This is a genomic window from Pseudoalteromonas phenolica, from assembly GCF_005876835.1.
Lineage (GTDB): Bacteria > Pseudomonadota > Gammaproteobacteria > Enterobacterales > Alteromonadaceae > Pseudoalteromonas > Pseudoalteromonas phenolica_B.
The window spans coordinates 1-14,190 of the sequence record NZ_PPSW01000026.1 but is presented as its reverse complement, the minus strand read 5'-3'; the positions used below and the strand labels follow the sequence as shown (position 1 = coordinate 14,190).

Here is a 14,190-nt window from a genome sequence, read left to right as displayed (position 1 = left end):
ATCGGTGTAACTGATAGGCCATTTTTGGGTGAGAGTAAGGTCTATGGGTGAGATATGTTGATATCACATGTAACAACAGCATTTCGAGTATTCAAGCAACATAAGTTTTACTCGTTATTGAATGTCTTTGGGTTAAGCATTGGTTTGGCAGCCGCACTACTGGTGGCATTATTTGCTGAATATGAGTTGTCGTTTGATGAAATGCAGCCCGATCATCAGCAAGTATATCGTTTGCATCTTGATGTGAATGTACCAGGGTTAGAAGAAATTCCACTGACTATGGTGAACATCGCGCAAACTTTAACAACACGAAGTGATGTCGCCGATCTTTTTATACTCGCCGATGTGGTTGATAGTGACTTGTTATCTGAGCATATAAAAATTGCTGATCAGGCATTTAAGCTAAACAACCTGTACGGTACAGCCAAGAATATTCGTGATTTTGTAAATATCTCTGTGATTTTAGGCGACCTTGAAGCGGCTCTTTCGGCACCTCAGCAGATTGCTTTGAGTCGCAGTGAAGCAGAGCGACTATTTGGCAGTGCAGAAGGTGCACTCGGGCAAACGATTCTGATCGAGGCAAAACGCTGTACCGTTAAAGCCATTTTTGAAGACTTACCTGATAATAGTCACTTTTTGTTTCACGCTTTAGTACCCATCGATTTCACAGAACATAGCGACATTTCTAGCTATATTTATCTCAAAACTCTACACAACGCTGATTTAAAAGCGATAGAAAAGCAGCTAGCTGATCGGCTCATTGAAAAATACCAACTCAAAAACAGTCAGCTTGAATACCGTTTAGTGCCAATGCGAGAAGTTTACTTTAAAGCCCATTCGCCATTTGAATTAAAAGCGGGTGGTTCTGCTTTTTTAGTCACTTTGAGTGTATCGCTGAGTGTTTTATTACTCGCCATTGCCGCAGCCAATTACATTAATATAGCGGTGTCGCAATTGTTGTATCGCAGCAAAGAGATCGCCATGCGTAAGACTTTGGGGGCGAGCAAACGACAGCTCATAACCCAATTCTTGTTAGAAGCCTTATTGATGGTGATGTATGCCACTTTACTTGCGGTGTGTTGGGTTGAACTGCTTTTGCCAAGCTTTAGTAACTTTGCAAATCGACCGCTCGACTTAGTGTGGGGAGCTTCAGAGTTTGCAGTGATCATAGCTATAACCGTTTTATTAGCATTTATTTCAGGTGCTTACCCTGCGTATTGTGTCGCACGCGCGCCGTTAAACTCATTGCTTGCCGGGCAATTAAAAGCAGGCCAGCTGGTTCGAAAAGGTTTATTGGTCTTTCAGTCTGCGATGGCAATGGCCTTGATTGTTTGTACGCTAGTGAGTTTGCAGCAGTTGTCGTTCTTACAAAGCTTGTCGGTAGGCTATGACGCGACTGATCGCATCGTGATACACGATTTAAGCAGCAAGCAACTCATGGAAACAGAACATGCAATACTCAATGAGATCCGTGCGCTGCCAGGCGTTACTCAAGTTACAACAACCGATACTGACTTAACCGACAGCATTTTAGAAAGCTTTTATTTCCGTTGGCCAAACGGCTATGAAGAAAGCGAATTGCCACCGACTATCGGCACTGGTTTTCATGCCGTCGAAACTCTAGGTCTAACACTACTCGCTGGCCGAGACTTTTTACCAGAATTTCAGAGTGATTGGCTGCACTATTTAAATAAAGTAAATAAAGCGTCAGGTGATCAGTCAGATGAAGAAGCGCCTCAGGCAATGGCTATTTTGGTGACCGAACAAATGGCCAAACGCGCAGGCTATGACAATGTGAGTGAAGTAGTGGGGCTGCAAGTTCAGGGGCTTTATCGCAACGTCAGTGCAACCATTGTCGGTGTAGTAAAAGACATCAAAGTGGGGTCGGCTAAAGATGATTGGCTGCCAGTGTCATTTTCAGCGGGATACAGTTCGCAATCCACGGTTCGATTGGTGATAAGCACCGAGCAAGCAAACCTTCCACAGTTACTTAATCAGTTACGCCAACTTTTAAAACAGTTTAACTTAACCGTCGATCCGCAATTTAGCTTGATGCAGCAAGACTTGGCTAAAGTTTATCGCATCGAGCAAGACTTGTTTGTGCTGATCCGAAACTTCTCTGTGCTAGCCATACTTTTGAGTTGCCTAGGCTTATTTGGACTCGCAGCATTTGCAGCAAAACGTCAGCAAAAACAATTAGCAATAAGAAAAGTGCTCGGGGCAACACGCTTCAGTTTAGTGAATCTACTCGCTCGCGAGTTTCTAATCATAGTGTTTGCAGCAGCAGTAATCGCCTTACCATTTGCTTATTGGTTCATGGATAACTGGCTGCAAGGCTTTAACGACCGCATTGAGCAAACCATTTGGGTGTATGGCTTGGCAAGCCTCATTGTGGCTGTATTCACTTGGCTCACCGTTGCAGCGTTAGCATTTAAAGCTGCCAGTGCGCGCCCATCAGAAATTTTACGTTATGAATAACAACTCAGATATACAGCAGTCAAAAAGGAGCACAGTATGTTAGCGTCATATGTTTCGACCGCTTTAAGAAGTTTTGCACAGCATAAACAACACGCCTTGTTGAGTTTGGTTGGGCTAAGTCTAGGTATGGCCATGCTAATGTTGATTGGGCTTTTTATTCAGCATGAATTGTCTTTTGAACAAGGCCAGCCGGATCAGCAAAATCACTATCGACTGGTGATGCATGCCCAAGAGAATGGCAACGAATATATTCTTACCACCCCAAGGGCACATCAGCAGTTGCTCGATATTCCAGGGGTAGAGTCGGTTTTTTATTTATTGAAAACGCAAATGGTCAGCGACGATAAAGTAGCGATTGGCAATAATGCATTTCAGCTCGCTGCAAACTACGCTGCCACCCCAAATCTAGCCAAGTTAGTCAATATTGATGTGCTGGCAGGCGATCTTACAACAACCCTGAATACACCCGAAAAAATAGCGTTATCAAGGTCTGAAGCTACGCGCTTGTTTGGGGCTTTTGCTACGCCAGATAAGATAATCGGCCGTACCTTAAAACTACAAAGGAACAATCGACTGCTTACGGTCAGTGCGGTGTTTGCCGATCTTCCTGTGAATAGTCATTTCTATTTTCATTCATTAACCAGCATTGAACCCTATATGGGCATTCGCGGTAATGTAATGCACACCTATGTTGCGCTATTACCTAATACCAATATGGAATTGGTTGCGCAGTCGGCAACAGAAATCTATGCGCAAATTTGGCAATGGCAAAACATTCATTATTGGTTGCAACCTATCAAAGACATTCATTTAGGACCTAATTTTGCCCAAGATATGAAAATAGGCGGAGACGCCACATCTGTGACGATCTGTGCAGTTATGGCGTTGGTTTTATTAATCATCTCATGTGTGAATTATGTCAACTTCAGTGTCGCGCAGTCCTCTAATCGTGCCAAAGAGATTGGTGTACGCAAAGCCATGGGCGCGACGCGTACTCAGCTGATTACCCAATTTATGAGTGAGTCTATCTTACTGGCATGGTTCGCTATGTTAGTGGCCTGTGTGTTGGTTGAGCTATTTATGCCTAGCTTTATGCAGCTGATTGGCCGACCATTGCCAGCACTGGAGTGGCCGATTTGGTTGGGACAGGTATTTGCGCTGGCAACAGGGATTGGTGTGTTGTCGGGGTTATACCCGAGCGTGTACATGGCCGGATTTAACACTAAAGCCATTCTGAATGGTGAGCTAAAACAAGGTCGACAAGGTGTATGGATCAGAAAGGCTTTATTATTGCTGCAAATGGGCTTGTCGGTGGGTTTACTAATAAGCGCTATGATGTTGAGTAAGCAACTGCATTTTTTACACTCTCTACCTGTGAATTATCAAAAGTCGCAGCAACTAGTGATGAATAATATGCCGCAAAAAGCATTATATGGAGAGCAAAGCGCATCACTATTGGCAAGCATTGAGTCTATTCCAGGTGTGACAGCCGGTGTGGCCTTGGACTTCTCAATCACACAGTCTACCAACGCTGGTCTCTTCGTTAAGCTCCCTCAAACACCAGACACACCGCTTTCGTTATCGCTTGCAGGGGTACATGGTAAAGTGGTTGAAACTTTGGGGTTAACCTTGTTGGCTGGTCGCGATTTTTCTGACGAGTTTGCATCAGGCAGGTTCAACCGAGACACAGAGCAAGGCAGTATTATCGTGCCTGAATCTGTGCTCAATACGCTAGGATTCAGCAGCCCGGAAGAAGCAATAGCCAAACCAATTTCATTTTTTGCCGGACCATTTTCGAATGCAACAGGCACCATAGTGGGTGTGGTTAAAGACATAAAAGTTGGGCCGGTTAATCATCAAGGCGCCCCTGTGGTGTTTGTGAATGGTTTGGGTGTAGGCGGCACGTATTCGTTACTGGTTAAAGTTGAAAACCCGAACGATGCCCAACTAAAACTCGATTTACAAAACTTCGTTAAAGCGCGCTTGAACATTGCACCTGTCGACATCACCTTACTTGAAGATGACTATCAAGCGCTTTATCGCGAGCAACAAAAACTATCTGAGGTGGTAGCTATCGGCGGTGTTATTTCACTAGTTCTTATTTTGATGGGCGTGTTTGGCTTAACTGGGTTTATTGTTAAGCAGCGTCAAAAAGAGGTGGCTGTACGCAAGGTACTGGGGGCAAGCCGTTTGGTGATCATTAATGGGCTTGCCAAAGAGTTTATATTGCTTGTACTGCTAGGATGTGCGATCGCTTGGCCTATTTGCTTCTTGATATTGAGTGATTGGCTAGCGAGTTTTGAGCAAAGAGTTACGCACAGTATTTGGGTTTATATGGTTGCTTCTTTGCTTATTAGTTTAATCACTTGGTTAACTGTGGCGGGCCTTACATTTAAAGCTGCGAGTATTCGACCTGCTCAGATCTTAAGGTATGAATAACATGGCTGGATAAAAAGTGAACAAAGTCGGTGTTTGCTTCGTTTAATTACTACACTTAAATAACACTTGTTGGTCAGAGGTGAGTTATGCAAGCAACCGAATTGAAAATGCAGTTTGAAGAGCAAAACCTAGTCGCTGTTATCTTAAGCTATGCCGACTCTAATCATTACCTTGCGGGTGGCGTTGATACGCAAGGTAATTATTACTTACTAGAGGACAGAAAGGGTGGCACTGAAACTTTTAACTCAATGCGCGAAGCCGAAGTCACTTTGGCAGAACTTGGTGCTGAAAGTGCGATTTTTGAAATGGAAACTGCCTATGACGAGATGATAGGTAATTCTAAAAATGAGCGTTGTAAGATGATGGTGCATTTGGCCCATTAACTGGAACTCATTAACTGGAGCCTATTAATTGGGATCCGATAACGGAACTTAACAGTATAATATTTTTGTACCTATTTCCTACTCGATGGCTTGCTGGTTTTATGCCCAAGTAAGCCATTTTTCTTCCTTAAACACGTCACTTTTTACTTCATATTGAATTTTTTATTACTAGAATAAAAATCGTTCAATTAAAACTTGCCTAATAGTAAAGGTTTCGTTTAAACTTTCGAAAAAGTTACGAAACGAAACTTATCAACCTGCAAAGATAACGGATTATGACTAAGCGTAATACTCAACAACGTCGCCATACCATTCTTGCTCGTGTGAATCAGCACGGTGAAGTCAGTGTCGAAGCACTTGCTTTAGAATTTGAAACTTCAGAAGTTACGATCCGAAAGGATTTAACCGCCCTTGAAAAGAGCGGTTTATTGTTGCGTCGTTACGGTGGTGCGATTGCATTGCCCAAAGAAATCGTGGCAAAAGGCGACGAAAAACGCGATACGCTTCGCAAAATGGCAATCGCCAAAGCCGCTTCAGCTTTGATAAAGGATCATAACCGCATCATTATCGACAGTGGTCGCACGACAGCAGCGATGATCTCTGAGCTGTCTAAAAAACGCGGTTTAGTAGTGATGACTAATGCGATGAATATCGCTAATCGTTTGTTATCTTTAGAAAATGAGCCAACACTTTTGATGACCGGAGGAACCTGGGACCCACATTCTGAGTCATTTCAAGGGCAGGTGGCAGAACAAGTTTTACGTTCGTACGATTTTGACCAGTTATTCATCGGTGCTGATGGCATCGATGTTGAAAGAGGTACAACTACTTTCAACGAATTAGTGGGCTTGAGCCAAGTGATGGCCGAATCGGCACGAGAAGTGATTGTGCTGGTGGAGTCAGACAAAATTGGTCGCAAGATCCCAAATTTAGAACTGCCATGGCAGCAAGTAACCACCTTGATCACCGACAACCTCCTTGCCGATGACACGCGCAAGGCGATTGAGGCAAAAGGCATACAGCTGATCTGTGCAGAGGCTTAATAAATTCAGACCACAACACCTGAATTTATAAATCATTATGACAACAGCCCGATTAGTTGGTGACGTGCAAAATAATTCAACTACTTAACAGTGGCCGAATTATGTTCATCAACTAAATTTATACACAACCTACCTATGCAGGTAGCAAGGGTAAACGGGCAAACAACATGCAAAAATGGAGCATCTATGTGTGGCATTGTTGGGGCGGTAGCAGAACGTCCAGTAAATAAAATCCTAATCGAAGGCTTAAAGCGTCTTGAGTACCGTGGCTACGACTCAGCGGGTGTAGCACTGAGCTTAAATGGCGAATTAAATACAGTTAAAGCAGTCGGTAAAGTTGCTAATTTAGATGCAGCATTAACTGATGCGGGTGTTAAAGGCACTACGGGTATTGCACACACGCGCTGGGCAACACACGGTGGCGTAACTGAAGCAAACGCGCACCCACACATTTCAAATGATGAAATTGCGCTAGTACACAACGGCATTATCGAAAACCATTCACAGCTTCGTGACGCACTTAAAGGTGACGGTTACGAGTTTTTATCTGAAACCGACACAGAAGTGATGGTGCACCTTATTCACCAACTTCGTCAGCAGCATTCAACGCTATTAGACTCTGTAAAAGCAGCAGTAAAACTGCTTGAAGGTGCATACGGTACAGTGGTATTCGACAAAGCAAACGACAACGAAATCATTGTTGCGCGCTCTGGTAGCCCACTGGTAATTGGTTTAGGCCTTGGCGAAAACTTCATTGCTTCTGACCAACTAGCGCTTCTTCCTGTAACACGTAGCTTTATCTTCTTAGAAGAAGGCGACGTAGCGCGTATCACTCGTGAAACGGTTGAGATCTTTGATAAAGATGGCAACCCAGTTGAGCGTGAAGTGGTTGAATCAAACATTACCCAAGACGCATCAGGTAAAGGTGAATACCGTCACTACATGCTAAAAGAAATTTACGAGCAGCCAATGGCAGTTCGTAATACGCTTGAAGGCCGTTTAGAAAATGACAGAGTTGCAATCGATGCATTCGGCGACAGCGCACAGCAAATCTTCAAAGATGTTAAACATGTTCAGATCATCGCATGTGGTACGTCTTACCACTCAGGCATGGTTGCCCGCTACTGGCTAGAGCAGTTCGCTGGTGTTAGTTGTAACGTTGAGATTGCCTCTGAGTTCCGTTATCGCGAGTCTTTTGTACACGAAAACAGCCTACTTGTGACGATTTCGCAATCAGGTGAAACGGCTGACACATTAGCAGCACTTCGTCTTGCTAAAGAGCAAGGCTACATGGCTTCAATGACTATTTGTAACGTGCCGGGTTCTTCACTAGTACGTGAATCAGACTTAGCATTCATGACTAAAGCAGGCGCAGAAATTGGTGTAGCTTCAACTAAAGCTTTCACCACTCAGTTAGTTGGTTTATTAATGCTAACTGCGTCTATCGCGCAAGAGAAAGGTCGTGATCAGAGCGTGATTGTTAACGCGATTAAGACGCTACCTAACAAGCTTGAAGAAGCATTAAGCATGGCTGAAGGAATCGAAGACTTAGCTGAAGAATTTGCAGACAAGCATCACTCACTATTCTTAGGTCGTGGTTCACAATACCCGATCGCGATGGAAGGTGCGTTAAAACTAAAAGAAATTTCATACATTCACGCTGAAGCCTATGCAGCAGGTGAGCTTAAACACGGTCCTCTGGCACTTATCGACGCAGACATGCCAATCATAGTTGTTGCACCAAACAACGAACTACTTGAAAAGCTTAAGTCGAACGTTGAAGAAGTACGCGCACGTGGCGGTATCATCTACGTATTCGCAGATAAAGACACCGCGTTTGAGTCTGATGACACAATGCGTGTAATGAACGTAAACCACGTAGAAGACGTGATTGCACCAGTGGTATACACAATTCCACTACAGTTACTTTCTTACTACGTAGCGGTTATCAAGGGTACTGATGTTGACCAACCTCGTAACCTTGCAAAATCGGTAACGGTTGAGTAATTTTTTACTCATTGTGTGGGTGATGTAGATTCTAACTAAAGTTGGCAACGACTAAATTAAGTTGAATCAACTGATAAAAAAGCCTTGTCATTAAATGGTAAGGCTTTTTTATTTAAGTGAATTAGTTCATAAGAGATCAGACGGTTAGCTATGAGTGGGGTAAACTTGTTTTTGGTCAAAAATGAGTCAGAGACAACGGTCGGTTCTGTGCCTGAAGCAGTCGTTAAATGATACCTATAAAATCAAAGACACTGACCCCATTGATTTTTAGACCCCATTGATTTTCGCGATTTATATCGCGACTTTTAACCTTGTTCGTCATTCTGAACTTGTTTCAGAATCTGTGTTTTTTGACACTGTGGCTATACATATTGTCGCGGTAAGCCACGACCTACAAGAGAATAAAACACCTCGGTAGCAGCGATTTTATATCGCGACTTTTAACCTTGTTCGTCATTCTGAACTTGTTTCAGAATCTATGTGTTTTGGCACTATGGCTATTCATATAGTCGCCGTAAACGGCGACCTACAAGGGTATAAAACACCTAGGTAGCAGCGATTTTATATCGCGACTTATAACTTTTTCGTCATTCTGAACTTGTTTCAGAATCTGTGTTTTGCTCACCAGCTGTCTTCAATTTAACTCTTTGTCGCGTTGGCGACGGCAACCAAAGGGCGGCTGCCGCCGACCGCCCTCTGGACTCCCACGGCGCCCCTCCATCACGCTTAATCTTCAAAGCGCTATTGATGTGAACGTAAACGCCATGTATTCGCCATCCTTGGCGAAATCATGGCTTGGCTCGCATCCATGCGAGCGCATTACTCATCAATTACTTATTTTCAGGCGTGATAGAAGGGGGAGGGGAGTTGTCTGTGGGTTTTGTGTTTAGGTTTGCACAATGCAAGACTCGACCCCCATTATTTTTGTGACCATGTACAATTAAAGCGGCGCAGAAATTTAACCCAATGCCAAAGGCTTTTTGCCTAAATCTTTCGGAATCAATGGGGTCAGTGACGTTATTTAGGTTTTTAAATCCAATCAGCGTCCTTTTTTGACACCTATGCGACTGTCGGTACGATACTTTATTATTTCCCGACACAAACACACCCTCGAAATCAAGACGCTAAAGGCGTATTCAGTGCTTTTTTCGCTAATATGTATAAGAAGGTACGTGGCTGCCGTAATGAATGGTCACTGACTTCACTCTGTTACATTTTACGCACTGATATTTATACCAATGCGTGTAATTAGCTTTATCTAGCTTATCTTCTAGTATGGTAACTAGGCCACTTGCTTGGGCTGTTTCTGGGTTAAAGCGATTGCCAGCATTGTAACTTAAACATTTACACCGATTATTGGCGATATTGGCAAGCAGGTTCATGGCTAGATGGGCGTTGTAGCGGTAGTCTTGCCCGTAAGGCTTTTCGATAGGGAGCTTTGCGACCATGAGTCGCAGCTCATCAAAATGTTGCGCAAGCTCGTTTAGAGCTTTATAGTCTAACTCGATAATCTGGGCGCAAATCTTTGAAATAGTATCTTTGTCTGCATCTTCAAGCGTGCGCTTAATGTCTGCAAAATCCATTATTTTCAACACCTAGTGATCAATCCTCAGAACTAGTGTGCTTATTTTGAGAATATATTCAACTAAGGCTATTTAGCGGATCAAGCATGTTATTGCTCTCTCATTCGAATTACATTGCCAGTAACCAAGTGACAAACTGCTTAGTTTCTAATGTATTGCTAAGGCTTACTTTTCTGAAATTTGAATGATCTTTATAAACAACATTTTGTTTGTTTACAGAGATCGATGAAATCGGTGGTGTGGCTTCAATATTTGAGCCATTAAATCTATGTGTCATATTTTTCTTAAATGGTATTAATGGTTTTCTTTGAAAGTAGATAGTATTGAGTCTTTATTTAACTAATTTAAAAGTACTATTACTTAACAGGCATGCTAGGTTATATAGCTAGCTGGTTTTTCAGGGTATTTATGATGCGCTTTAATTTAATTTCCCATGTTTATATTTAATTATATAAATCAAAATGGAATATAAAAATAAAGGCGAAAACGAGGCGTTACTTCTGTCTTTCCACAAAGCGTTTAACATTAGCGCTAAGCTTATCGCATTTACTTTTCTGAGCGTTATATTCAGTTGAGCCTTCTTCAAGTGCTTCAAGTATCTCTTGCTCTTGGCGGTATTCGCCAACTAACTGAGCCAGCTTATCTTCGAAACTCACTCTTTTCGTTTTTTTACTATTACTTCGGTTTGTCTTACGCATGGTACATGTAACCCGTGGTTCTGATTATTTACTTACTACTTAGTTTTGATGTCTTTAATCGTATTGCTGAAAATGATTTTATTCTTTTTATATCAATGGCTTGATTTAAAAGTAATCGCAGTCAGTTCGTTGCAAGGGGTGATTTAGAAGTGCTTTAAAGCTAAGTACTTAAAATGTGAGGTGCCTTTATAAAAGCACCTCTGCAAATAAAGCTTACGCGAGTGTAACGCTATTTGCTTGAGGGCCTTTAGCGCCCTTTTCGATGTTGAAAGCAACACTTTGACCTTCAGTCAGAGTTTTAAAACCTTCAATTTCGATTGATTTGAAATGAACAAAAACATCTTGGCTACCATTATCAGGTGCGATAAAACCAAAACCTTTTAATTCATTAAACCATTTTACTTTACCAGTTGTCTTATTTGACATATATGCCTCTATCTACGAGTGAATACTTTGAAAAGCTACTAATTCTGTAATGTAGGAAAAAAATCGCAGGGTATATATGACGAACTGAGTCGAAAAGAAACTGAGAAGAATTTGAACTAAATATATTTCATTAATAGCTCGCTGTTTGAGCTAAAGTAACTATACAGTAAAAGAAACTAATAGATAGCTATTTATTTTTTATTTTAATATGTTCATTAAAAACAATAACTAAAAGTTATATCTCTAACAGGCTGATTGCGAGTATGACGTGTTCATTGATAGATGGATTTGTTTAACCTTATTTTTGCTCTGTTGCCAGGTTCATTTCTTTTCCTCCTTAATATTTATTTCAATAAAGTTGTGTACCCTCAAGATCTAAAAAACGCACAAATAAAGAATATTAATTCTTTATTTGTGCATAATAATTCTTTAAAGTTGTAACCAATCCCCATTTATGGTTGAACAAAGGTAAGCAGCAAGTGCGTACAACTGAACTCGTAGACGGTTTTCGTCAATCAACGCCTTATGTAAATGCGCATAGAGGTAAAACATTTGTAATTATGCTCGGTGGTGAGGCGATTGATCAGCCTGGCTGTCGCAGTATTATTAATGACATTGCGTTACTAACGAGTCTCGGTATCAAGATTGTGTTGGTATTTGGTGCTCGACCTCAAATTAATGATGCACTTTGTGATGCTGGCATAATTACCCAGTTTCATAATGGTGTAAGGGTGACCGACAATGAGTCGCTTAAAGTCATCAAGCAAGTTGCAGGTGCCATGCAACTCGACATCACCGCGCGTTTGTCTAAATCGTTAAGCAGCACCCCTATGTCGGGTTCTAATCTCAACGTTGTCAGTGGTAACTTTGTGATCTCTCAGCCTTTGGGTATTGATAATGGTGTCGACTATCATCACTCAGGCAAAGTTCGTCGTATCGACGTCGACGGTATTCGCCATCAATTGAACAACAACAGCATTGTATTACTTGGTCCGATCACCGCATCAGTCACTGGTGAGAGTTTTAATCTAACAGCAGAAGAAATTGCCACTCAAGTCGCGCTTAAACTTAATGCAGATAAGATGCTGGGGTTCTGTAAAGAGGCGGGGATCTTAGACGAAAATGGCGAAGCTTTAGCTGAATTGATGCCAAATGAGGCGGAGCAAGTACTTGCGCGTCATCGTGAACAAAGTTCTGCCTGTATGAGTGCCTCGGTATTTTTGCAAGCGGCTATTGATGCATGTCGTGGCGGCGTGCACCGTTGTCACCTTATGAGTTATGAAGAAGATGGTGCTTTGCTCCAAGAACTATTCTCTCTCGATGGCATTGGTACGCAAATCGCGCCGCAAAGTTCTGAACAATTACGTAGCGCAACAATTGGCGACATTAATGGCATTATCAATTTAATTCGTCCACTCGAAGAGCAAGGTTACTTGGTTCGCCGTTCTCGCGAACAATTAGAAATAGAGATTGAGCAGTTTACCGTGATAGACCGCGATGGCGTGATCATCGCCTGTGCCGCACTTTACCCATTTGACGAAGAGAATATGGGCGAATTTGCCAGCCTTGCCGTTCATCCGCAGTATCGCGATGCAGATCGAGGTAGTATTCTACTTCGATCGGTCATCAATAAGGCCAAACGCATCGGCTATAAGAGTTTGTTTGCGTTGACAACACGCAGTATTCATTGGTTTTTAGAGCAAGGCTTTGATTGTGTTGGGGTTGAAGACTTACCTGATAAAAAGCGTTCGCTTTATAATTACCAAAGACGCTCTAGGGTGTTGAAATTAGATTTAACAAGATTGCCGAAAAATAGGTAATCGGCTTAGATTCTTGAAGTCTTTGAAGGCGCGGCTTTATGCCGTGCTTGTTTTTACCTTTAACTAAATTGCGTGGGGTAAACCCACGCCTACAGTATTTATTTCAGTTGATAGCTGCAATGTGGCAATAGCTAAATGTAGGCGCGACTTTATGTCGCGCCTGTCTTATATTTGCACGTAAACAATGTTTTTTAATGCGGGTTGGAATCACTTTTAGCAAAGCGGGCTTTGCGTTCATCTGCCGCTGTTTTTTCGCGTTCAAGTAACTTTTCTGCGTTTACCTCGGCCAGTGGGTTGAGCGCATCTCGGGTTATTTCACCATCTGCCGCCAGTGATAAATAACGGCCACAACACACTCGCAAAAATGACGTGAAGTTGCCAATGTCATGGTCGGCGTCGAGTGATTCGTGATACAAACGAGTAATAAGCTGCCCAACACTTAAGTCGTCTCTAAAGGCGATTTCTTCTAACACGCGCCAGAAAAAATGCTCAAGACGAATTGAAGTGGTGACGCCATCAATACGCAGTGAACGTGTGATGTTCTTCCAACAATCTTGATTGGCTCCAATAAAAAGTTGGCACATAGTGATGGCTCCTCGTTGATTATGCTTTGTTTAATAGAGCGATAAACTGTTTTAAAAATTCAGGATGTGCAGGCCACGCTGGGGCTGTGACTAAGTTACCGTCTGTGATGGCCTGATCCATCTCAACTGACACATATTCAGAGCCTGCAAGTATAATCTCTGGCTTGCAAGCCGGGTAAGCAGAAATACGTTTGCCAGTAATGATATTAGCAGCCGACAACAATTGCGGGCCATGGCAGATAGATGCAATTGGCTTGTTATTGTCAGCGAATGCTTTGATAAGACCGATCACATTTTCATCTAAACGCAAATACTCAGGCGCGCGACCTCCGGGTAAGTAAAGCCCATCGTAATCGTCGGCACGCACTGCTGCAAAATCAGCGTTTAACGTAAAATTATGACCTGGCTTCTCAGTATAAGTTTGATGTCCTTCAAAATCATGAATAGCCGTGGCAATCACATCGCCTGCTTTCTTATTCGGGCAAACGGCATCAACCTGATAGCCCATAGCTTGTAGTGCTTGAAACGGCACCATGTTCTCATAGTCTTCTACAAAGTCACCGGTGATCATTAAGATTTTCATTGTTCTTCGCCTTCTGCCTGTTGTTGAGTATTGGATACTTATTTTCAAAAGCTCAACTTATTTAAGCAAAGAATGAAAAGCGGCAGGTAACAGCCAATTACTACATGACTAACCAGAAGTAAAAGTTGAACTGCTTTAATTAAACA

12 protein-coding genes are annotated in these 14,190 nt (G+C 42.4%); 6 read left to right on the top strand and 6 right to left on the bottom strand.

From position 1 onward, the window contains the following. The first annotated feature begins 54 nt into the window (after positions 1 to 54). The 5 genes from C1E24_RS15710 to glmS all read left to right on the top strand — a co-directional run bounded on the left by C1E24_RS15710 (position 55) and on the right by glmS (position 8,350). On the top strand, positions 55 to 2,478 hold the full coding sequence (locus tag C1E24_RS15710) for an ABC transporter permease (RefSeq protein ID WP_138483066.1): 2,424 nt from the start codon (positions 55 to 57) through the stop codon (positions 2,476 to 2,478). A 36-nt stretch (positions 2,479 to 2,514) separates the two neighbouring features. Next, a complete protein-coding gene (locus tag C1E24_RS15705) occupies positions 2,515 to 4,917 on the top strand; it encodes an FtsX-like permease family protein (protein WP_138483064.1) in 2,403 nt (800 codons plus the stop codon). An 86-nt stretch (positions 4,918 to 5,003) separates the two neighbouring features. Beyond that, positions 5,004 to 5,300 carry a DUF6482 family protein gene (locus tag C1E24_RS15700; protein ID WP_138483062.1) on the top strand — a complete coding sequence of 99 codons (297 nt, stop codon included), beginning with the start codon at positions 5,004 to 5,006 and terminating at the stop codon, positions 5,298 to 5,300. 275 nt (positions 5,301 to 5,575) lie between these two features. After that, positions 5,576 to 6,343, top strand: a complete 768-nt coding sequence (locus tag C1E24_RS15695; protein WP_138483060.1) for a DeoR/GlpR family DNA-binding transcription regulator — start codon at positions 5,576 to 5,578, stop codon at positions 6,341 to 6,343. A 186-nt stretch (positions 6,344 to 6,529) separates the two neighbouring features. Further along, the gene (gene glmS / locus C1E24_RS15690; protein WP_138483058.1) at positions 6,530 to 8,350 is read left to right on the top strand and encodes a glutamine--fructose-6-phosphate transaminase (isomerizing); all 1,821 of its coding nucleotides are present in this window, start codon (positions 6,530 to 6,532) and stop codon (positions 8,348 to 8,350) included. 1,151 nt (positions 8,351 to 9,501) lie between these two features. On the opposite strand, the gene C1E24_RS15685 is transcribed toward glmS, so the two are convergent. From C1E24_RS15685 to C1E24_RS15675, 4 genes are all read right to left on the bottom strand, one after another. Continuing rightward, positions 9,502 to 9,933 carry a hypothetical protein gene (locus tag C1E24_RS15685; RefSeq protein WP_138483056.1) on the bottom strand — a complete coding sequence of 144 codons (432 nt, stop codon included), beginning with the start codon at positions 9,931 to 9,933 and terminating at the stop codon, positions 9,502 to 9,504. Positions 9,934 to 10,042: 109 nt separating this feature from the next. Continuing rightward, the gene (locus C1E24_RS20990) at positions 10,043 to 10,210 is read right to left on the bottom strand and encodes a hypothetical protein (RefSeq protein ID WP_171040915.1); all 168 of its coding nucleotides are present in this window, start codon (positions 10,208 to 10,210) and stop codon (positions 10,043 to 10,045) included. A gap of 217 nt (positions 10,211 to 10,427) precedes the next feature. Beyond that, on the bottom strand, positions 10,428 to 10,631 hold the full coding sequence (locus C1E24_RS15680) for a hypothetical protein (protein ID WP_058031413.1): 204 nt from the start codon (positions 10,629 to 10,631) through the stop codon (positions 10,428 to 10,430). A 213-nt stretch (positions 10,632 to 10,844) separates the two neighbouring features. Continuing rightward, the gene (locus C1E24_RS15675) at positions 10,845 to 11,057 is read right to left on the bottom strand and encodes a cold-shock protein (RefSeq protein WP_058031412.1); all 213 of its coding nucleotides are present in this window, start codon (positions 11,055 to 11,057) and stop codon (positions 10,845 to 10,847) included. 479 nt (positions 11,058 to 11,536) lie between these two features. On the opposite strand from C1E24_RS15675, the gene argA reads away from it, so the two are divergent. Then, positions 11,537 to 12,877: an amino-acid N-acetyltransferase gene (gene argA / locus C1E24_RS15670; protein ID WP_138483054.1), complete on the top strand. Its 1,341-nt coding sequence runs from the start codon at positions 11,537 to 11,539 to the stop codon at positions 12,875 to 12,877. Positions 12,878 to 13,068: 191 nt separating this feature from the next. Here the strand turns inward: argA and C1E24_RS15665 are convergent, their stop codons facing one another. Both C1E24_RS15665 and C1E24_RS15660 read right to left on the bottom strand, forming a co-directional pair. Continuing rightward, positions 13,069 to 13,461, bottom strand: a complete 393-nt coding sequence (locus C1E24_RS15665) for a ribbon-helix-helix domain-containing protein (protein ID WP_138483052.1) — start codon at positions 13,459 to 13,461, stop codon at positions 13,069 to 13,071. A gap of 19 nt (positions 13,462 to 13,480) precedes the next feature. Then, a complete protein-coding gene (locus C1E24_RS15660; RefSeq protein ID WP_138483051.1) occupies positions 13,481 to 14,044 on the bottom strand; it encodes a DJ-1/PfpI family protein in 564 nt (187 codons plus the stop codon). Positions 14,045 to 14,190 lie beyond the last annotated feature (146 nt).

Excerpts from the sequence above, each read along its gene's own strand:
- C1E24_RS15680 (WP_058031413.1), bottom strand. The coding sequence starts at position 10,631 with ATGCGTAAGACAAACCGAAGTAATAGTAAAAAAACGAAAAGAGTGAGT.
- C1E24_RS15705 (WP_138483064.1), top strand. The coding sequence starts at position 2,515 with ATGTTAGCGTCATATGTTTCGACCGCTTTAAGAAGTTTTGCACAGCAT.
- C1E24_RS15695 (WP_138483060.1), top strand. The coding sequence starts at position 5,576 with ATGACTAAGCGTAATACTCAACAACGTCGCCATACCATTCTTGCTCGT.
- C1E24_RS15710 (WP_138483066.1), top strand. The coding sequence starts at position 55 with ATGTTGATATCACATGTAACAACAGCATTTCGAGTATTCAAGCAACAT.
- C1E24_RS15665 (WP_138483052.1), bottom strand. The coding sequence starts at position 13,461 with ATGTGCCAACTTTTTATTGGAGCCAATCAAGATTGTTGGAAGAACATC.
- C1E24_RS15675 (WP_058031412.1), bottom strand. The coding sequence starts at position 11,057 with ATGTCAAATAAGACAACTGGTAAAGTAAAATGGTTTAATGAATTAAAA.
- C1E24_RS15700 (WP_138483062.1), top strand. The coding sequence starts at position 5,004 with ATGCAAGCAACCGAATTGAAAATGCAGTTTGAAGAGCAAAACCTAGTC.
- glmS (WP_138483058.1), top strand. The coding sequence starts at position 6,530 with ATGTGTGGCATTGTTGGGGCGGTAGCAGAACGTCCAGTAAATAAAATC.
- C1E24_RS15660 (WP_138483051.1), bottom strand. The coding sequence starts at position 14,044 with ATGAAAATCTTAATGATCACCGGTGACTTTGTAGAAGACTATGAGAAC.
- C1E24_RS15685 (WP_138483056.1), bottom strand. The coding sequence starts at position 9,933 with ATGGATTTTGCAGACATTAAGCGCACGCTTGAAGATGCAGACAAAGAT.
- C1E24_RS20990 (WP_171040915.1), bottom strand. The coding sequence starts at position 10,210 with ATGACACATAGATTTAATGGCTCAAATATTGAAGCCACACCACCGATT.